Raw genomic sequence first — 19,946 nt, forward strand, 5'->3', positions numbered from 1 at the left:
CGTCCGGGCGGGGGCGGGGGAGGAGTGCGCATGACTCATTCTGCAACAGCCTGAAACGGTTAGGCTTGCCGGATGAACAACAGATACCTTGTGTCCCGCCAGCGCTTCATTGCGGCCGGTCCCGAGGCCATTTTCGAAGTGCTGGCAACGCCCGCCCTGCACAGCGTGATCGACGGGTCGGACACGGTCAAGGCGGCGCAGCCTCGTGGTCCGGAGCGGCTGTCCGCCGGCGCCAGGTTCGGCATGGAGATGAACGTGATGGTGGACTACAAGATCCTCAACACCGTCTGTGAGTTCGAGGAAGGCAAACGCATTGCCTGGCGGCATTTCTTCGGGCATGTGTGGCGCTATGTGCTCGAACCCTCCGTCGATGCCGCGGGCACTCGGGGCACGCTGGTCACCGAGCAGTGGGACGCGCGGAGCGTCCGCGGGAAGTCGTTCCTCCGGCTGGCCGGCTACCTGCGCCGCCACCCCGCCAACCTGGAGGCCACCCTGGCGAAGCTGGACCAGTATGTCGCCGGTTCCGGCCACGATGCTGATCAGGACCGCATCCAACAGTAATGTTGAAGGGACCCGCGCTGCGGGGCAAGACCGAAGGCAGGAGCCAGGATGGGCCGCAGGACACTCGTTGACGACCTCGTCGACGGCCTGCTCGATGACATCCTCGACGGCAAGCTGAAGCCGCACGATGCCATCCCCCCGGAAGCCGACATCGCGAAGGCGTACGACGTCAGCAGGCTGACCGTCCGCGAAGCCCTCAAGGCCCTGCGGGCGCAGAACATCCTCTACGTCAAGGCCGGCCGCGGAACATTCGTCAATCCCTCGGACAACTGGACCGGGCTCGATGCGATCTTCAAGGCCGCCTCGCACGGAAACGGCGCGGACCAGGTTTCCGTCGGGCTGATCGAGATGCGGCGCATGGTGGAAACCGGCGCGGCCTCCCTGGCCGCCAAGCGGCATACCCCCGAGCATGCAGAGCAGATGCGCGGGTGCATCGCGGACATGAAGCGCTTCCATGAGGCCGGGGACCTGGACCGCTTTGTCGACGCTGACATCGCGTTCCATGACGTGGTGCTGAAGGCCTCGGGGAATCCCTTTGTCCGGGCGCTGTTTGCACAGCTGGGACAGCTGCTCTACATGACCAGGCGGGAAACGTCCGCTGTGCCCGAGATCCAGCTCCACGCCATCGAGTACCACCAGAAGGTCATGGACAGCATCCTCAGCGGCGACGCCGAACTGTCCCGGCGAACCATGGACGACCACATGGAGCAGACGTACCGCGACTACGAACGCTACGTCCACCACTCCCAGCCCTGACGCTGCAGCTCCCGGCGGGCTTGACGTAACCCAGATCACGCTTCTATGATCTTTTTCATGTTCTTCCGTCAGATGTCAGACATCAGACTTAGTTAGTCACCGGACGGATTCCCCCACATTTCCATCGGACCGCGCCGCCCGTGTTCAGGTGCCGCCTCCGTCAAACAGAAGGTCGATGATGACTTCACTCTCCATGCAGTCCGCAGGGCTCGGCGAGCTCGGTGAGCGCACCCTCCGCAAGGTTCGCCGCCGCGTTATGCCGCTGATCGTCCTGCTCTACTTCGTTGCCTACCTTGACCGCAACAACGTGGGCTTCGCCAAACTCACCATGAGCGAGGACATCGGCCTCAGCGCTGCTGCCTACGGGCTTGGTGCCGGCATCTTCTTCCTCGGCTACGCCTTGCTGGAGGTTCCGAGCAACGCCGGCATGTACCGCTTCGGTGCACGCAAGTGGCTCGCCCGGATCCTCATCACCTGGGGCATCTTCGCCACGGCCATGTGCCTGGTCAACGGTGAAAGCACTTACTACATCATCCGGTTCCTGCTGGGTGCGGCCGAGGCCGGGTTCTTCCCCGCCATCCTGTTCTACCTGACCCTGTGGTTCCCGGCCGCGCAGCGCGTCACGGTCTTGGGCATCTTCATCCTGGCCCAGCCCGTGTCCAACGCACTCGGCGCTCCGGTGTCCGGACTGCTGCTGCAGATGGACGGAATTCTTGGCCTGCACGGCTGGCAGTGGCTCTACATCATCGAAGGCATCCCCGCGATCCTGCTGGGCCTGCTGACACCGATCCTCATGACCGACCGCCCGCGCGACGCCAAGTGGCTCAACACGGACGAGCGCGAATGGCTCGCCACCACCATGGATGCCGAACTGGCCGCCAAATCCAAGGGCGGGAACCACAACTTCCTGGCCGGCCTGAAGGACAAGCGCACTCTGGTGTACTCGGCCCTGTACTTCGGCCTGGTCTGTGGCATCTACGGCCTTGGCCTCTGGATGCCCACCATTGTTGCCGCCCTCGGCAAGTTCTCCACCGCCGAAGTGGGATTCATTGTCTTCATTCCCTACGCCATCGCCGCGGTCTTTGTGTATTTCTGGAGCAAGCGGGCGGACCGGACCGGCAAGCGCGCCTGGCACACCGCCGTCAGCATGGTTCTGGCCGGCATGGGCCTGCTGGCAGCCGGGTACCTGCTCCCGGTCAACCCCATCCTTGCCCTGATCGCACTGACCGCCTCGGCCATGGGGATCTACGGTGCCATCGCCCCGTTCCTGTCCATGCCGTCCGCGGCACTCACCGGCGCAGCGGCTGCATCCGGGCTGGCCCTGGTCAACTCGCTCGGCAACCTGGGCGGTTTCGTAGCCCCCTACGCGGTCGGCATGCTCAAGGACGCCACGGGCAACAACCAGAGCGGCCTGCTGTTCCTGTCCTTCTGCCTGTGCGTCACCGCGGTGGCCACCTACCTTTACGCCCGGAAGCGGCCTGAAGGTGATGCCGCCCTGGATCCCGCAGTGGCTGCTGCCGCTGCCGTGAATGCAGCAAAAGCCCGCTCCTGACCGACCGACCATCGACCTGACACCCGACGAAAGACACATCATGACAATCACCCCTTTTCCCGCCGAACGCACCGTCGTACTGACCGGGGCAGCCTCCGCCCGCGGCATCGGCCGGGCGGCAGCGGACCGGATGGCCAGCGAAGGCTGGTCCGTCGCGATCCTGGACATCAACGCGGAAGACGCCAAGGCTGCGGCCGCCGAAATCGGCTCCAACCGTGCCGTCAAGGCCATCGGCGTGGGCGCTGATGTTTCCGACGCCGCCTCAGTGGACCGTGCCATCAGCGAAATCGAAGATTCCCTACCGCCGATCGTCGCCCTCGCGAACCTTGCGGGCATCAGCTCGCCGACGACGTTCATGGAGACCACCGTGGAGGAGTGGGACAAGGTTTTCGCCATCAACATGCGCGGAACCTTCATCGTCTCCCAGCGCGTGCTCAAGGGCATGATCGAGCGTAAGCTCGGGCGCATCGTGAGCATCTCATCAATATCCGCCCAGCGCGGCGGCGGTACGTACTCCAAGGTTGCGTACAGTGCGTCGAAGGCCGGAATCATCGGCTTCACCCGTGCGCTTGCCCGTGAAGTGGGAGAGTTCGGCGTCACCGTCAACGCGATTGCACCGGGTCCCATCGACACTGACATCATGGGTGGCACCCTGTCCGAGGAACGTAAGGCCCAGATGTCCGAGGGCATCATGATGGGGCGGGTGGGTAGCCGTGAGGAAGTCGCGGCTCTGATCTCCTTCCTGCTCGGCCAGGATTCCGGCTACATCACCGCTGCCACGTACGACATCAACGGTGGCCTTCAGGTCTCCTGACCCGCCGCTGAAAATGTCCCGGCAGGAGTGCCCCCGGTGAATTTCACCGGGGGCACTCCTGTGTGTTTGTTGCCGACTAGGCTGACAGCATGAACGCCGCCCGCAGCCTCAGTCCCAGCCCCAGAACGCTTGAGGTTGAAAGCCTGGACAGCTTCGACCGGCTGGTGAAGGCGGGGGTCCGCAGCATGCAGGGCTGGCACGCCCAGTCCCTGGACCTTCGCGGCCGCTCCGCGCCGCTGCAAGCGATGGACGCACAGGGCGCCATCTTCCTCGGCTGCACGTTCGACGACGGTGTGGAGGATACGCTTCGCGGCCGGGGTGCGCTCATCTTCCCCAAGCTGGTCAGCGTGCCCTTCAATCCTTACCGCGGGCAGCTCTACTCACCGCAGGAGCTCTACTCCGGGCCGGCCGGCGGGCGGTACGAATCAACACTGGACGCCCGGATCTACCAGTGGAGCATCCGGCCCGGCCAGCGCCACCGGCTGGATGCCACGCTCGCCGCAGCCCTGCATGACCACTCGATCGGGGACGCCCTGGATGAGCTGACTCGCTCGGAGTTAAGCCGCGGCCGCCCGATGGTGGGCGTGATGGGCGGTCACACCGCGATGCGAGGAACACCGGCCTTCGAGGAGGCCGCCCTCGCCGGGAGGCTTCTTGCCGGAAGCGGCCGCGTGGTGGCCACCGGCGGCGGGCCGGGCGCCATGGAGGCAGCCAACATGGGTGCCTACCTCAGCGAACTGCCGGATGCGGACTTCCACGCCGCGCTGGCGCAGCTCGAAGCCGTACCGGGGTTCCGGCCCTCGGTGTCCGCATGGGCGCGGACGGCGGCCGCCGTCGTCGAACGCTATCCGGACGGGACGCCGTCGCTCGGGGTCCCCACCTGGTTCTACGGTCACGAGCCGCCCAACTATTTCGCCACCCACATCGCCAAGTATTTCGCCAACGCCATCCGGGAGGCGATCCTGCTGGAGCTGTGCGACGGCGGTGTGATCTTCCTGCCGGGGTCCGCCGGGACCCTGCAGGAAATCTTCCAGGACGCCTGCGAAAACTACTACGGTGCCTCGGAAACCATCACGCCCATGGTCCTCGTGGGAATCGAGCACTGGCAGCGCCGGTATCCCGCCTGGCCGCTGTTGCAAAGCCTGGCCGCGGGCAAGGCGATGGCGGACAGGATCTTCCTGGTGGAGACGGTGGAGGAAGCGCTCGACGTCGTGTCGGGCTAGCGGGGGCCGGCGAGCGGATCCGGGCCTACAGGTCCTTGCGGCAGGTGGTCTTGCCCAGCTGGTACAGGCCGTTGAGGTCGCCCGCGGCAAGGCCGTCCGGGGTGCCGATCTCCGGGTACATCAGCTGCCGGGGGTCATCGACGTGTTCGAGCCCCATGACGTGGGACAGCTCGTGCAGGATCACGGCGGTGGCGTAGGCGGAGCCTTGCGGCCGCTCGAGTTCCCCGGCGATCTGCGGGGCGTCGAGGTCCAGGCTGCCGGTGACGAAGGTCTTCGCGCCGCCGTCGAAACTGTAGTGGGTGCTGCCGCCGATGCCGATCACCTTGCCCTTTAGCTTGGGGGAGGCCTCCGGAGTGGTCCATGCGATGAGGAGCGGCGCCCATCGCTCCCCGTACCTCTCTGGCTGGTAGGGGTCCCGGTCCTCGGAGGGGGTTTCGGTGGAGGGTCCGTCGTTGATGAATCTGATCCCTGTGGCACGGGAAATCGTGCCGACGGCTTCTTCCACCAGGGTTTCCGCGCCAGCCGGCGCCAGCCCGGCATTGACGACGTAGTGCAGCGGGCGGCACGGCGAGTAGCCCACGGGCGTGCCGTCGTCGTTCGTGGCCAGGAATTCAAAGGAATCACTTGGCGAGGCAGGCTCTTCCGCGGCGAGAAGCGGCGAGTCCGCTTCTTCCAAACCGGGGGGAGGCGCGTCCGAGCTGACTCCCTCGGCGGCGGTTCCGGGCTGCTGGGCGGCAGCCTGTCCGTTGGGGACGGTGCTGTTCCGGGGCTGGAAGAGCCCCACGAAGCGGGGGTCGCCGTAGAACAGCCCGGCTGCCGTGAAGGCGGCCGCGGCGATCACGGCGGTGAGTGCCGCTGTCCGGAGGATGCGTGCCAAGGTTCCCGGCCCGCCGGCATGCCGTGGCCGGCGTTGTTCCGGCCGCGGACCCTCCACTAGGCGACCACCGCGCCAAAGGCCATCCCGAGGAGGTAGGTGACAGCGGCCGCGCCAATGCCGATGGCGAGTTGCCGGAAGCCGCGGCTGGTCGGCGACGTCCCGGACAGGAGGCCGACGACGCCGCCCGTCACCAGGAGCGCGATGCCCACCATGACGGCGGAAACCACCAGCGCCACGACGCCGGTCATGCCGAGAAGGAAGGGGATGATGGGAATGATGGCGCCGGAGGCGAAGAAGCAGAAGCTTGACGCAGCTGCACTCCATGCGGTGCCCACTGCTTCGTGCTGGTCGTGGGCTTCAGGGAGTTCGGGCTGGAGTGACAGGCTGGGATCGCAGTCGCAGCTCAGCAGGCCCATGCGTTCCGCGACGCGGTGTTCGGCGGCTTCCCGGGACATCCCACGGGCCAGGTACACCAGCAGCAGCTCGTTGTGCTCGATGTCCAGCCGCGGAGCCGCGGAGAGGGTGATCTGGGTGGGCCGCGTTGCGGCCAGCAGTTCCCGCTGGGAACGGACGGAGATGAATTCGCCCGCACCCATGGACAGGGCGCCGGCAAGGAGGCCCGCCACGCCGCTCAGGAGTACCACCTGGCTGCCGACGCCGGACGCGGCCATGCCCATCACCAGGGAAAGGTTGCTGACCAGGCCGTCGTTGGCTCCGAACACGGCGGCCCGGAAGGAACCGGCCAGCCGGTTCCGGCCGCGGGTGGCGAGACCGCGGACGACTTCCTCGTGGATCTGTTCGTCCGCCACCATGGCGGGCGTCGCGGTGGGGTCCGAGGCGTAGGGGGAGCGGCCCTCGGCGCGTTGGGCCAGCGCCAGGACGAACACCGAACCGAAGTGGCGGGCCAGGAATCCCAGCAGCTGGCTGCGCAGGGACGCTTGCCGCGGCTTCCCGGCGTGCTCGCCGAGGAGCCGGAGCCAGTGGGCTTCATGGCGACCCTCGGCCTCGGCGAGGGCTAGCAGGATGTCCCGTTCCTCGCCGCGGCGGTTCTGGGCGAGGTCACGGTAGACGCGGGCCTCGGCGCGTTCATCGGCGAGGTACTGGCGCCATCGTTTGACGTCGGCCGGGCTGGGGGCGGTCCCTGCGGGTCCGGCGACGGTGGTTTCTGCGGGTCCGGCGCCTGCGCTGCCGGCTGTGGATTCGGGGACGCTTGCTGCCGGCTTGTCGGCGCGAGGGGCATGACTGCGGTCAGATTTAGCGTGCTGAGACACGAACACTCCTGGGCTTGATAGGGCATGAATCGGCCCCATTGCAGCTCCAGCCTACCGCGGATTTCCGCGGATTTTCGGCCGGTGTTCCTCACCGGTAAGTTTAGGCGGGCCTCAAATCGGGCTGAGGCCGGTGCCTTCGGCTGCGGGCATTGGAGGCGTGGAACAGACCGGCAACGGACCGCCTATTGACCGCGACGAAGGCCGGTGTTGTGATGATTGCCAGGGCAGGTGCTTCCGTAGCCCGGCACCTGGCCGCACAACCAGACACGGAGGTTTGCACCATGGACACCACCGGATCACACCCCACCCAGCCGGAACGGGACACCCTCGAATCCGATCCCGCCTACGACTTTGCCGAGGACGCTCCCGTCGACGACGCCGGCGAGAGCGAGGAAGAGGAGCTGTTCGAGGAGGCCGACCGGCTTGTTCCCCTGGGCGCGGAGGATTTCCTCGGCGACGAGAAGCCCGTGGTGCCGTTGGCGGAGGAAGAATTCCGTGAGCCCGGGGAAGCCGAATAGGTTGTTTCCGCCCTCAATGCACGACGGCGGTGCCTCCCCGCGCTGGGAGGCACCGCCGTCGTGCGTTCTTCCGCAGTACTACTTGACCGGAACCGGAACCTGTTCTTCTTCAGGGACAGTGCCGGCAACGCGGTCCTGCCAGTTCTTCATGACCTTGGGGTCGGTCGGCCTGGTAGCCAGGGACACCACGAGGTACACCAGCGCCGAGGCAATCAGGCCGTAATAGATCGGCTCGTTGGCGTAGATGCCGTCAAGTGGCGCCGCGGCGTTGATCTCAAGGTAAATCATGGTGCCGAGCGTGATGACCGAACCGACGGCCATCGAAGCTGCCGCGGCAACGCCCGTGCCCCGCTTCCAGACCAGGCCGCCGAGGATTGCCACCAGGAGCCCGCCCACCAGGATGTCGTAGGCGATGGTCAGGGCCGCCACGACGTCCTTGGTGACGATGGCGATGAGGATGGCCACGATGCCCAGGCCCAGGACCCACATGCGGTTGGCCTTGACGTCGTGCTCGGGGTTGTCGGTGTCGTCGGTGTTGATGTCCTTGCCGAACCAACTGGCCACGAAGGGCAGGACATCGGCGCGGGCCACTGTTGCTGCTGCGATAAGCGCACCTGAGGCGGTGGACATCATGGCCGCGACGGCCGCTGCGAGCACCAGGCCGCCGATGCCGATGGGGAGCAGGTTCTGGGCCACTTCTGCGTAGACAACGTCTTTGCCCGCAGCGGCCACGTCGATTTCCGGGAGCGCCACGCGTGCGCCCAGACCGATCAGGGCGCCGGCTGCGCCGTACAGGATGCAGTAAACGCCGGCTGTTGCGCCGCCCCAGCGTGCAACCGTGGGGGTCTTGGCGGTGAAAACGCGCTGCCAGATGTCCTGGCCGATCAGCAGACCCAGGGTGTAGACCACGAAGTAGGTGATGATGGTCTGGATCCCGATGCCGTCGATCTGGAAGAAACTGTCCTCCACGCGACTGCGGATCCCGTCCAGGCCGCCAGCGGCGTTGAGCGTGAACGGCAGCATCAGGAAGAAGATTCCCACCGTCTTGATCACGAACTGGACCTGGTCGGCCAGCGTGATGGACCACATGCCGCCGATGGTGGAGTACACCAGGACGATCGCGCCGCCGATGGCGATGGCCAGGGCACGGTCCCACCCGAACAGCACTACAAAAATGGTGGCGTAGGCGCCGGTTGAGGTGGCGCACAGCATAAGCGTGTAGGCCAGCATGACGATGCCGGACGTCTGGGTGGCCCGGCTGCCATACCGGAGCGTCAGCATCTGGGACACCGTATAGATCTTCAGCTTCTGGATGGTGCCTGCAAAGAGCAGGCTCAGCAGCAGCACGCCGGCGCCGATGGCTACCACGAGCCACATGCCGGAGATGCCGAACTTGTAGCCGAGGCCTACGCCGCCCACCGTTGAGGCTCCGCCGAGCACGACGGCCGCCATGGTCCCGGTGTAAAGGAAAGGGCCCAGCCTGCGGCCGGCCACCAGGAAGTCGCTGTTGTTCTTTGTGCGGGATTTGCCCCACCAGCCGAAGGCCAGCATGGCGATCAGGTACACCACCACAATGGCGATGTTGACGAAGTTTGCGTCCATTTAATGGGCTCCTTGGAGCGGGTCGGCAGCAGGGCGGGAATTCGCGGCAAGCACGTGGGTCACGCCGGAATTCCGCTGCTATAGAGCGGGGATGCAGGGGGAAATCCCTGATGATGACAGGCTGACTGTCCCAGTGTTTGCCTACGAATTGTCTAATAGACAACACTTGTTGCCCCAAAGGTTATGCTGTGATCCGCGTAACAGTCAAGGCGGATTGACACCATGGTCCGTTCCGGCGTCACAAGGTAGGTATCCCGCTAGTATGGCTCCAGCAATGGGGCCGTGCGGCCGGCTGCGAAAGGTTCGTAAATGAAGGCTCTACCAGTTGAACCGAGCAACATCCCGGTTGCCATCGGTTCGCGCATCCGCGCTGCCCGCCAGTCTCAGCGGCTCACCATTGAACAGGTCGCGGACGCGACGGGTCTCACCAAGGGATTCCTCAGCAGGGTGGAACGCGACCTGACGTCACCGTCGGTGGCTTCCCTGGTGACCCTGTGCCAGGTCCTGTCGATCTCCATCGGAGACCTGTTTGCCGCACCCGAAACGCACCTCACGAAGAAGGACGAGGGACCCCGGATTTCGCTGGGCGGCGAAGGCATCATCGAGCGCCTGCTGACCGCCCGCTCGGAACGCCGCGTCCAGATCATCCAGGCCGTGATCGAACCGCGCGGCCGCGGCGAATCCGAACTCTACGCCGTGGACTGCGACGTCGACGTCCTCCATGTGATCAAGGGCCGCATCCGGCTGATCCTGACCAACGAGGAATACGAACTCAGCACTGGCGACACCGTGACGTTCCCCGGCCGGGAACCGCACACGTGGATCAATCCCACGGACGACGCCGTCGAGGTGCTCTGGGTGCTGGTCCCCGCCGCCAGCCGCTGACGCAGAGTGCCGCCGGCGGGGCCGGGGCCGGCCTCCGCCCGGGCCTGCCGGGTCTCAACCCACGTGGACCCAGGGCCGGCGCGTGACGTCCGGCTCCGCCTCGCGCAGCACTTCCCGCGTGACGGGGGCGATCTCACCCTCGCCGAAGAGCAGGAACCGCGTCAGGTTGGTAAGCGGGTTGCCCTCGGTCCAGCGGAAGTAGATGTGCGGCATCAGGCCGGTGACATCGCGGAGGTGCAGCAGGACGGCTGCCAGCGTGTTGGGCACGTTGTTGCTGTGGACTTCAAGGATGCGGAAGCCGTGCCGGATCTTCCCCGTGACCAGGAGCTCCTGTTCGAAGTCCGAGCTGTCGTCGACCAGGATTTCGATGAAGATGGCATCGCTGTCCACGGGCAGGTGGTTCGCGAGTTCGGCGTGCTCCAGCTTGGCCCGGTATCGGGCGGCGCTGAGGCGTTTGGGCTCATGCGCGATCAGCCGGATAGGCCCCTCTTCGCTGGCGGCCATGAATTCCAGGGCGCGTTCGTCCAGCCGGATGTGGGTGGCGCGCAGCTCGAAGGACCGCCGGACGCGCGACGCGAAGCTGACCATCACAATGCCCAGGATGAACAGGGCCGCGATCTTCAGGCCGTCGGGGCGTTCCACCACGTTCGCCACTGTGGTGTAAAGGAAGACGACGGCGATCGCGCCGAAAGCGACCGTGCGGCCGCGTTGCTGCTTGCGCCGGGCGGACAAGGTGACGGCGATGGACGCGGACGTCATCAGCACCAGCACGCCGGTGGCGTAGGCACCGCCCTGGGCCTCGACGTCGGCCTCGAACACCACCGTGATGAGAAAGGCGACGGCGGTGAACACCAGTACCAGTGGCCGCACCGCCCGGGTCCATGCCGGCGCCATGCCAAAGCGCGGAAGGTAGCGCGGCACCAGGTTGAGCAGGCCAGCCATCGCGGAGGCCCCGGCGAACCAGAGGATGGCGATGGTGCTGAGGTCGTATACAGTCCCGAATCCGTCGCCCAGGTACTGGTGCGCCAGGAACGCCAGAGCCCGGCCGTTGGCCTTGCCTCCCGGCTGGAACTCGGCTGCCGGGATGAGGAACGTGGTGATGAAGCTGGACGCGATGAGGAACGCGCTCATGATCAGGGCGGCCGTGGTCAGGAGTTTGTGCGCGCCGCGGATCCGGCCGGTCGGCTTCGCCTCGGTGTCGTCGGGGCTGCCCTCGATCTGCGGCATGACGGCCACACCCGTTTCGAAGCCGGAAAGCCCCAGTGCCAGTTTGGGGAACACCAGCAGGGCGATGCCGATCATCACGAGCGGGTTGCCGTGCTGCTGGTTGAGGGCGGCCCACCAGTCCGTCACCACGTGGGCTTCGCTGTACACATGCGCGAGGCCCACCAGCACCACCACCGCATTGAGCAGCAGGAACACCGCCACCAGGACAACGGCCACGTTGATGGCTTCCTTGAAGCCGCGGAGGAACACGATGCCCAGGCCCGCAATCAACGCCAGCGTAATGGCCACTTCCTGGCCATGCAGGAAGGCCGGCGCAAACGGGTTTTCGATGGCGTGCGCACTGGCATCCGCGGCAGAGAGCGTCATGGTGATCATGAAGTCAGTTGCCGCGAAACCCAGAAGCGCCAGGACAAACAGCTTGCCGCCCCAGCGCGGCAGGAGCCGTTCGAGCATGGCGATGGAGCCCTCACCGCGCGGACTTTCCGATGCCACCCTGCGGTACACCGGAAGGGCGCCGAGGAGCGTAACTGCCACCAGGACCACGGTGGCCAGCGGCGAGACCATGCCTGCGGCGAGCGCGGCAATGGCCGGCTGGTATCCCAGCGTGGAAAAATAGTCGACACCGGTCAGGCACATGACCTTCCACCAGGGCTGGGGCGTATGGTTCGCCTGCGGCTGGCCGTGCGGCCCCTGGCGTTTCCCGGATCCCTCGGGCATGCCCTCCAGCAGCCAGCTCCTGAGCTTGTGGGGCTTGCGGTTGTACCTGTCCGAAGGGTCGGCGGGCGGCCTGGTCAGCGTGGTCACGGTATCCTTTCGCGCAGCGTTCCTTCGGCCGTGGGGGCCTGGTGTGCTGCTCCTGTTGGGAGCGTAGGCCCGGGGAAGCATGCGGGATGGCTCCTTTAACGAAACCTTTACGGCGCGTGTGACCGCCGTCACCGCCTGGTGAGATGTACGTCACATTTTGGAAACCTGCCGGAAACCCGGAATTCATCCCCGGCGCCGCTGTTTAACACGCCGGAAAAACATCTCGGCCCTGGCGGAAACACCGCTGTTGTAGCGTCGGATAACGAGCGGCTGTGGAGCCCCAATAAGCTGTCGATGCTCAGTGGCTGTCTCGTTGTTTTGAATGGTCTCGTTTTGAATGGTCTCGCCGTAGTTGGCGCCCAGGAGCGCCACTTCCAGAGGAAGGCTCCCAAAATGAACATCTCTCTACTCAACGTGGGCATGGCAGTGGACCCCGCGGCGCTGGACCCCGGCGCCACGGCATGGATGCTGGCGGCGTCCGCACTGGTCCTGCTGATGACTCCCGGCCTGGCGTTCTTCTACGGGGGCCTCGTGCGGATGAAATCCGTCCTGAACATCATGATGATGAGCTTTGGCGCCATGGGTGTTGTTGCCGTTGTCTGGGCGCTGTGGGGCTACGGGCTGGCCTTCGGCCCCGACACGATGGCCGGACTCGTCGGGGATCCGTTTGCCAACCCCGGGCTGAGCGGACTGACCAGCAGCATCGGCGGCAAAGCGCCGGGCCTCCCGGACATGGTGTTCATCGGGTTCCAGGCCACGTTCGCCATCATCACCGTCGCGCTGATCAGCGGCGCTGTGGCCGAGCGTGTCAGGTTCGGACCCTGGCTGCTGTTTGCTGCCTTGTGGGTGACGCTCGTCTACGCCCCGATCGCGCACTGGGTCTGGGGCGGCGGCCTCTTCGGCGCCACCGGCATCGTGGGCAGCAAGATCTCGGCGCTCGACTTCGCCGGCGGAACCGTCGTGCACATGAACGCCGGCATCGCCGGGCTGATGCTCGCCGTCGTGCTCGGAAAACGCCTTGGATTCATGAAAGATCCCAACATCCGTCCGCACAACCTGCCGTTCGTGATGCTCGGCGCCGGTCTCCTGTGGTTTGGCTGGTTTGGCTTCAACGCGGGCTCTGAACTCGCTGCCGATGCCACTGCGGGCCTGGCCTGGACCAACACCCTGCTGGCCACAAGTGCGGCGCTCCTGGGCTGGCTGCTCGTCGAGCGCCTCCGGGACGGCCATGCCACCTCCCTCGGTGCCGCCTCGGGAGCTGTGGCAGGCCTGGTTGCCGTGACTCCGGCGTGCGGCTTCGTTGACCCTGTCGGTGCCATCCTGATCGGGGCGGTGGCCGGAGTGCTCTGTGCCCTCGCGGTGGGCCTCAAGTTCCGGATCGGCCTCGACGACTCCCTTGACGTGGTGGCCGTCCACTTTGTTGGCGGGCTATGGGGGACGCTCTCGCTGGGATTCTTCGCCGTGCCGTCGGCCAAGACCGAGGGCGGGCTCTTCTATGGCGGGGGCCTGGCACAGTTCTGGCCCCAGTTCCTCACTGCGGTGATTGTCACGGCCTGGAGCGCCATCATGACCACACTGATCGGATACGCCATCCATAAGACGATGGGCATGCGCGTGACCGAAGCCAGCGAGCGGTCCGGCATCGACGTCACCGAGCACGCCGAAACCGCCTACGAGCTGCTGATGGTGGGGGGAACCTTCCACCCCGGCGAACACCACGCCAAGGCCGCACCTGGCGGCGTGGACCCCGCAACGGAGATTCCGGCCGAAGTCCCGGCGGGTGTCCCGGTGGCCAGCCAGGCCGAGCGGGGCCGGGTGCGGACGTGAAACTCATTACGGCCATCGTCAGGCCGGAAAAGGTCGAGACGGTCCGTGCTGCCCTGGAAGGGTTCGGCGTCAGTGGCCTGACCGTCAGCCAGGCGAGCGGCTACGGGCAGCAGCGCGGCCATGTGGAGGTCTACCGCGGAACCGAATACAACTCGGACCTGCTGCCAAAGGTCCGGGTGGAAGTCCTGGTGACCGAGGACGCCATGGACGGTGTCATGGCGGCGATCGAGGCGGGCGCCAGTACCGGCCGGTTCGGTGACGGCAAGATCTGGACAGTCTCCGTTTCCGACGCCGTCCGGGTGCGGACGGGGGAGCGGGGCGCGTCCGCCATCGACTGATGCGCCAGTTGGATTGGTAAACACTTGATGCACAATAGGAAACTAGCGTGTATGATGGGTGTCACACTACCGATCCATCCTCGAAGGAGAGGCGTTCCTTTGGAAGAGCTGCGCATCGAGGCCAACGGCAACCTTGGCCCCATCGATTCATCCCGCATCCCCCGCTACGCAGGGGCCGCAACCTACGCCCGCCTGCCGCGGCTGGACCAGGTGGCCAAGGCGGACATCACGGTGGTGGGAGTGCCCTTCGATTCCGGCGTCTCCTACCGCCCCGGTGCCCGCTTCGGCGCCAACCATGTCCGCGAGGCCAGCCGCCTGCTGCGCCCCTACAACCCCGCTTGGGACGTCAGCCCCTTCGAGAACGTCCAGGTGGCGGACGCCGGCGACATGGCCGTCAACCCGTTCAACATCAACGAGGCGATCGAAACCATCCAGCAGAACGCCCTCGACCTTACGGCCGGCGGCAGCAAGCTTGTGACCCTTGGCGGGGACCACACCATTGCGCTGCCGCTGCTGCGGGCTGCTGCCGAGCGCGCGGGCGAGCCTGTGGCGATGCTGCACTTCGATGCCCACCTGGACACCTGGGACACCTACTTTGGTGCCGAATACACCCACGGCACGCCGTTCCGCCGCGCAGTCGAGGAAGGCATCCTGGACACCGAGGCCATCAGTCACATCGGAACCCGCGGCCCGCTGTACGGCAAAAAGGACCTCGACGATGACCACCGCTTCGGCTTCGGCATCGTGACGTCCGCGGATGTTTACTATCAGGGCGTCCTGGAGACGGTGGCCAAGGTCCGGGACCGGATCGGCAACCGTCCGCTGTACATCTCCGTAGACATCGACGTCCTGGACCCCGCGCACGCACCGGGCACGGGCACACCGGAGGCCGGCGGCATCACCAGCCGGGAACTGCTGGAGATCATCCGCGGCTTCCGCGGCATGAACCTCGTGGGTGCGGACATTGTTGAAGTGGCTCCGGCCTACGACCACGCAGAAATCACCGGGGTGGCTGCCAGCCATGTCGCCTACGAACTGGTCACCCTCATGGCGGATTCCGCCGTCGAAGGCAACAGGTTCGGCGCGGCCAACGGCTATGCCGCCCAGGCCCTCGGGCAGGAAGCCCGTCGCCAGGCTGGCTTCGCCGCGAGTGTTCCCCAGCGCGTCGAAACCGGCGTCTCCCCGTGACCGGCGTCCGCAACGGCGGGGATCTCGTCGTCGAAACCCTTGAAGCGCTGGGCGCGAAGACGGTTTTCGGCATCCCGGGCCAGCACGCGCTGGGCCTTTTTGATGCGATGGGCCGGGGAAACCTGCACTTCGTCTCCTCACGGGTGGAAAACAATTCCGCGTTCGCGGCCGACGGCTACTCCCGCGCCACGGGTGAGGTGGGCGTGCTGTTCCTGTCCACCGGCCCCGGTGCCTTGACGTCCTTGGCCGGGCTGCAGGAAGCCTACGCCACGGGTGTGCCCATGGTGGTGGTGGCCAGCCAGATTCCGCTGGACGGCCTGGGCGCGCGCCGCAAGGGCATGCTGCACCAGCTCGATGACCAGAAGGCTTCGGCCGCCAATGTCACCAAGAGCCAGCGGCTGATCCAACACGCCTCCGGCATCCCCTCAGCCATCCAGGACGCCTGGACCGAGGCGATTTCCTCCCCGCAGGGACCTGTCTGGCTGGAGATCCCGCAGAACGTCCTGCTGGATCCCATCATGGTCCCGCCGGTTGAAGATGCCCTCGCCGAAGCGGCGGACAACCCGCCGCGTGTGGAGCTGGTTCGTGAGGCAGTGAAATGGCTGTCGACGGCGGAACGTCCGGCGATCATCGCCGGCGGCGGCACGCGCCGCGGCCGGGCCGAGAAGTCGCTGCTGTCCATCGCGGAAAAGCTGCGAGCACCGGTGATCTGCACCCCCGGCGGCAACGGCGCCTTCCCGTGGAACCACGAGCTGTCGCTTCAGTCCTGGATCGAGGACCGGTACATGACGGACCTGCTCGAGGACGCGGACGTGCTGATCGTCATCGGCTCCTCCCTCGGCGAAGTGACGTCCAACTACTTCACGTTCGAGCCGCGCGGCCGGATCATCCAGATCGATGCCGAACCCCGGGTCCTGGAGTCCAACCGGCCCGGCCTGGGCATCCGTGCCGACGCCGGCCAGGCCCTGGCTGCGCTGGATGCCGCGCTCACCGAGCCGCACGGGGAACGGGCCGACTGGCACGGCACTTCGCCGGAGGCGCTGGTCAAGGAATCCCTGGCCAAGGTTAGGGCGAGGCTGGAGTCCCAGGACCTCGGCAAGGAACTGAAATTCATGGCGGACATTCGCGAGGCCGTCCCCGCAGACATGCAGACCTTCTGGGACATGACCATCTCCGCGTACTGGGCCTGGAGCTGCTGGGACGCCCGCGAAGGGCAGTTCCACTCCGCCCAGGGCGCCGGCGGGCTGGGCTTCGGCTTCCCTTCGGCCATCGGCGGGGCCGTGGGGCTGGAAACCACGGGAAAGCCGGGACGTGTCCTGGCCGTCTCCGGTGACGGTTCGGCCATGTACTCCATTTCCGAACTGGCCACGGCCAAGCAGCACAACGTCCCGGTCACCTGGCTCATCGTGGACGACGGCGGTTACGGCATCCTGCGCGAATACATGGTGGGCGCCTTCGGCAAGGCCACCGCAACGGAACTGGCCCGGCCCGACTTCGTCAAACTCGCCGAAGCGTTCGGCATCCCGGCCGTCCGGGTGGCGCCGGAGAACGTGGGGGACGCACTGAAGGCTGGTTTCGCCGCGGACGGCCCCAACGTCGTCGTCGTCGAAACCCTGCTCAAGATGTTCGGCCCCACTCACATGGGCGTCTAACAGCCGCCCTCAACAACTGAACACCCGCCCCGTCCCGACAAAGCGCGAGCGGACAGTTGAGGCCCCCTTTCCACCAGGATCGGGGGCCTCAACTGTCCGCTCGCGCTAGTGGTTTAAGGCGCCCATCACACCGGGCCGCACGCCGCCTCCGCTGGTTAGTTTCCCAAAGCAACCATTTTCATATATAGTTGCCTAGGGCAAGCAAAGGGGTTATTCGCCATGGCAGTCGCACCAGAAACCGCAGCTGATCTCGTGTACCAGATCTTCGACCTCCAGCGGGCTGTCCGCTGCGTCGCGATCTCAAGCACGCGCGGGCAGGACACCGGGGTGGCGCTCCAGGGCGTCCTGCGGTTCGTGGGGGAGGGGGAGTCCCGGGCCACGAAGCTTGCCGCGAGGCTCGGCGTCAGCGCTCCCGTCCTGAGCAGGCATATCGCCGATCTGGAAGAACAGGGCCTGGTGGTCCGCCGTCCGGATCCGGAGGACGGCCGTGCCCAACTGGTGGCGCTCTCAGAGGCGGGGGAGGGCAAGCTACACGAGATAGAACAGCAACGCACAGCAACACTTCAGGGCTATCTGCAGGACTGGAGCCAGTTCGACGCCGAGGAGACCGCGAAAATCCTGAAAAAACTTGCTGAATCCCTCAGGGACTCAGCCCGGGCAAAGACGGCCGGACCCACCGAAACCATTCCCACCGTTTAAGGAGCTGCACATGGCCAGCCACGCTACAGCCACCGGTCCGTCCCGGGCCCAGCCAACGACACCACCGCAGCCATCCGCACCTGCGCCCCAGGCGGCGATGACCCACCGCCAGATCATGGAGGCCCTCACCGGGCTGCTGGCCGCATTCTTCACCGCCATCATCAGCAGCACCATCGTGGCCAACGCGTTGCCCACCATCATGTCCGAGCTCAAGGGCACCCAGACGGACTTCGCCTGGGTCATCACGGCGGCACTGCTGGCCAACGCGGCCACCACACCGATCTGGGGAAAGCTCGCCGACCTCTTCGACAAGAAACTGCTCGTCCAGCTGAGCATTGTGATCTTCGTGGCCGGTTCCGTCATGGCGGGCCTGTCGGAAACGATCCCGCTCCTGCTGACCGCCCGAGTCATCCAGGGTGTCGCCATGGGCGGCCTGACTGCCCTGGCGCAGGCCATTATCGGCTCCATTATCCCGCCCCGTGACCGCGGTAAGTACTCCGGTTACATGGGCGGTGTGATGGCAGTGGGTACCGCCGGCGGCCCGCTGCTCGGCGGATTCATCGTGGACAGCCCGCTCGGCTGGCGCTGGACCTTCTTCGTCTGCGTTCCTTTGGCCGTCATCGCCCTGATCCTGCTGCAGATCACGCTGAAACTTCCCCACGTCAAACGCCACGCCAAGATCGACTGGCTTGGTTCCATCCTGCTCACTTCCGGCGTCAGCCTCCTGCTGATCTGGGTGTCCTTCGCCGGCAACCCGGACTACTACGACTGGTGGTCCTGGCAGACAGCGGCCATGGTGGGCGGCGGCGTGCTGCTCCTGGCCCTCCTCGTCGTCGTGGAATCCAGGGTGGAGCAGCCCATCATCCCGCTCAAGATCATCAGCGAACGCACCACGGCCCTGGCCATCCTGGCCTCCGTCGCTGTGGGCGTCGGCATGTTCGGATCCTCCGCCTTCCTGGGCCAGTACTTCCAGGTGGCCCGCGGGGCCACCCCCACTGAAGCCGGGCTGCTGACACTTCCCATGATCGCCGGCAACCTTATCGGCTCGGTCCTGTCGGGCCAGCTGATCAGCCGGACCGGCAAATGGAAGCGCTACCTGATTGCCGGTTCCATGCTGTTGATCGGCGGCCTGGGACTGGCCGGCACCATCGACCACACCACCGAACTCTGGCTGACCGGCCTCTACACCGCTGTCCTGGGCCTCGGCCTCGGCCTGCTGATGCAGAACCTCGTGCTGGCAGTGCAGAACACCGTCCGCGCCACGGACATCGGGACCGCCAGCGCCTCCGTGGCGTTCTTCCGCTCGGTGGGCGGCGCGATCGGCGTGTCCGTGCTGGGCGCCGTCCTGGCCAACCGGGTCAAGGAACTGGCTGCCGAAGGCCTCGCAGCAGCCGGGATTCCGGTTACGGGCGGATCAGCCGGTGCCAGCATGGACCTTCAGGATATGCCCGCCCCGATCCGGGACATCATGCGGGCAGCCTACGGCGACGCGACGGCCGAGATCTTCCTGATCTCCGCAGCCATCGGCATCATTGCCCTGGTAGCCATCCTGTTCATCAAGGAACAACCGCTGCGCCGCACCGTGGACATCGTGCCAGCGACCGCGGCCGGCGCCGCGGGGACCAATGCCCCCGCGGCCACCGCCGAGCCGGTCACAGCAGGCAGGTCCGGCATCGTGGACCTGGACCGGGAGTTCATCGAGGTCCTGAGCAGGCAGCGCGCCCACGAATCACGGTTCCCCGAAGCCGCACGAATGGACCAGGACTTTACCGGCGATGAGCGCGGCACCCGCGGCGGCGACATCCCCGCTGCGGGCAGGGAAGGCTCCCGGGCCCGTTCCCGGACCATGGTGGCGGACCGGTGGCCGGAAGCTGCCGACGTCGTCCCGCTCCTCCTGCAGACCCAGCAGTTGCTGGCGGAGCAGCAGCTCCAGCTGGCAGAGGCATTGCGGGCCGTTCACGAACAGTCGGCGGAGCAGCGTGAGATTGCGGCCGAACAGTCACGCATCAGCGAGCAACTCACCACCCTGCGGCGGCAGCTTGCCAAGGAACGGAAGCTGCAACGGGCGGCGGCGGACTACATCGCAACGCACGCGCGGCACCGGACCGAGTAACAGGACCCAATAACGTACGACGGCGACGGCGGCTGAGTG

The 19,946-nt window shown here is 66.2% G+C and carries 17 protein-coding genes; 13 read left to right on the plus strand and 4 right to left on the minus strand.

Annotation, left to right across the window (positions count from 1 at the left end):
* Positions 1 to 72: 72 nt before the first annotated feature.
* The 5 genes from AC07YR_RS21655 (at position 73) to AC07YR_RS21675 (ending at position 4,906) form a co-directional block, all read left to right on the plus strand.
* Complete coding sequence (locus AC07YR_RS21655; RefSeq protein ID WP_055797728.1) at positions 73 to 561, plus strand: SRPBCC family protein; 489 nt, start codon at positions 73 to 75, stop codon at positions 559 to 561.
* Between the two features lie 48 nt (positions 562 to 609).
* A complete protein-coding gene (locus tag AC07YR_RS21660) occupies positions 610 to 1,317 on the plus strand; it encodes a FadR/GntR family transcriptional regulator (RefSeq protein WP_436056770.1) in 708 nt (235 codons plus the stop codon).
* Positions 1,318 to 1,495: 178 nt separating this feature from the next.
* Positions 1,496 to 2,869, plus strand: a complete 1,374-nt coding sequence (locus AC07YR_RS21665; RefSeq protein ID WP_055797735.1) for an MFS transporter — start codon at positions 1,496 to 1,498, stop codon at positions 2,867 to 2,869.
* Positions 2,870 to 2,909: 40 nt separating this feature from the next.
* Positions 2,910 to 3,683, plus strand: a complete 774-nt coding sequence (locus tag AC07YR_RS21670; RefSeq protein WP_436056772.1) for an SDR family NAD(P)-dependent oxidoreductase — start codon at positions 2,910 to 2,912, stop codon at positions 3,681 to 3,683.
* A gap of 89 nt (positions 3,684 to 3,772) precedes the next feature.
* Positions 3,773 to 4,906, plus strand: a complete 1,134-nt coding sequence (locus AC07YR_RS21675) for an LOG family protein (protein WP_494735214.1) — start codon at positions 3,773 to 3,775, stop codon at positions 4,904 to 4,906.
* A 25-nt stretch (positions 4,907 to 4,931) separates the two neighbouring features.
* Here the strand turns inward: AC07YR_RS21675 and AC07YR_RS21680 are convergent, their stop codons facing one another.
* Positions 4,932 to 5,783: a matrixin family metalloprotease gene (locus AC07YR_RS21680; RefSeq protein ID WP_494735215.1), complete on the minus strand. Its 852-nt coding sequence runs from the start codon at positions 5,781 to 5,783 to the stop codon at positions 4,932 to 4,934.
* Positions 5,784 to 5,839: 56 nt separating this feature from the next.
* The gene (locus AC07YR_RS21685) at positions 5,840 to 7,054 is read right to left on the minus strand and encodes a VIT1/CCC1 transporter family protein (protein ID WP_494735216.1); all 1,215 of its coding nucleotides are present in this window, start codon (positions 7,052 to 7,054) and stop codon (positions 5,840 to 5,842) included.
* A gap of 281 nt (positions 7,055 to 7,335) precedes the next feature.
* Between AC07YR_RS21685 and AC07YR_RS21690 the strand changes: the two genes are divergently transcribed.
* Complete coding sequence (locus AC07YR_RS21690) at positions 7,336 to 7,572, plus strand: hypothetical protein (protein ID WP_028272062.1); 237 nt, start codon at positions 7,336 to 7,338, stop codon at positions 7,570 to 7,572.
* A 78-nt stretch (positions 7,573 to 7,650) separates the two neighbouring features.
* Here AC07YR_RS21690 and AC07YR_RS21695 read toward each other — a convergent pair whose 3' ends face one another.
* Positions 7,651 to 9,174 carry a sodium:solute symporter family protein gene (locus tag AC07YR_RS21695; RefSeq protein ID WP_494735217.1) on the minus strand — a complete coding sequence of 508 codons (1,524 nt, stop codon included), beginning with the start codon at positions 9,172 to 9,174 and terminating at the stop codon, positions 7,651 to 7,653.
* 309 nt (positions 9,175 to 9,483) lie between these two features.
* Between AC07YR_RS21695 and AC07YR_RS21700 the strand changes: the two genes are divergently transcribed.
* Positions 9,484 to 10,059 carry a helix-turn-helix domain-containing protein gene (locus AC07YR_RS21700; protein ID WP_028272064.1) on the plus strand — a complete coding sequence of 192 codons (576 nt, stop codon included), beginning with the start codon at positions 9,484 to 9,486 and terminating at the stop codon, positions 10,057 to 10,059.
* A gap of 54 nt (positions 10,060 to 10,113) precedes the next feature.
* Here the strand turns inward: AC07YR_RS21700 and AC07YR_RS21705 are convergent, their stop codons facing one another.
* The gene (locus tag AC07YR_RS21705; protein ID WP_494735218.1) at positions 10,114 to 12,090 is read right to left on the minus strand and encodes an APC family permease; all 1,977 of its coding nucleotides are present in this window, start codon (positions 12,088 to 12,090) and stop codon (positions 10,114 to 10,116) included.
* A 393-nt stretch (positions 12,091 to 12,483) separates the two neighbouring features.
* Between AC07YR_RS21705 and AC07YR_RS21710 the strand changes: the two genes are divergently transcribed.
* The 6 genes from AC07YR_RS21710 to AC07YR_RS21735 all read left to right on the plus strand — a co-directional run bounded on the left by AC07YR_RS21710 (position 12,484) and on the right by AC07YR_RS21735 (position 19,907).
* Positions 12,484 to 13,917 carry an ammonium transporter gene (locus AC07YR_RS21710; RefSeq protein ID WP_494735219.1) on the plus strand — a complete coding sequence of 478 codons (1,434 nt, stop codon included), beginning with the start codon at positions 12,484 to 12,486 and terminating at the stop codon, positions 13,915 to 13,917.
* Positions 13,914 to 14,255, plus strand: coding sequence for a P-II family nitrogen regulator (locus AC07YR_RS21715; RefSeq protein WP_055797761.1), 342 nt, complete (start codon positions 13,914 to 13,916; stop codon positions 14,253 to 14,255). The genes AC07YR_RS21710 and AC07YR_RS21715 overlap by 4 nt, the downstream gene beginning before the upstream one ends.
* Before the next feature lie 99 nt (positions 14,256 to 14,354).
* Positions 14,355 to 15,443 (plus strand): agmatinase, encoded by a 1,089-nt coding sequence (speB, locus tag AC07YR_RS21720; protein WP_494735220.1) that lies wholly within the window; start codon positions 14,355 to 14,357, stop codon positions 15,441 to 15,443.
* Positions 15,440 to 17,095: a thiamine pyrophosphate-binding protein gene (locus AC07YR_RS21725; protein ID WP_494735221.1), complete on the plus strand. Its 1,656-nt coding sequence runs from the start codon at positions 15,440 to 15,442 to the stop codon at positions 17,093 to 17,095. The genes speB and AC07YR_RS21725 overlap by 4 nt, the downstream gene beginning before the upstream one ends.
* A gap of 219 nt (positions 17,096 to 17,314) precedes the next feature.
* On the plus strand, positions 17,315 to 17,794 hold the full coding sequence (locus AC07YR_RS21730; RefSeq protein WP_436056781.1) for a MarR family winged helix-turn-helix transcriptional regulator: 480 nt from the start codon (positions 17,315 to 17,317) through the stop codon (positions 17,792 to 17,794).
* Positions 17,795 to 17,891: 97 nt separating this feature from the next.
* Positions 17,892 to 19,907, plus strand: a complete 2,016-nt coding sequence (locus AC07YR_RS21735; protein ID WP_494735230.1) for an MFS transporter — start codon at positions 17,892 to 17,894, stop codon at positions 19,905 to 19,907.
* Positions 19,908 to 19,946: the final 39 nt, after the last annotated feature.

Source organism: Arthrobacter sp. GW460-12-1-14-TSB2 (assembly GCF_059423525.1).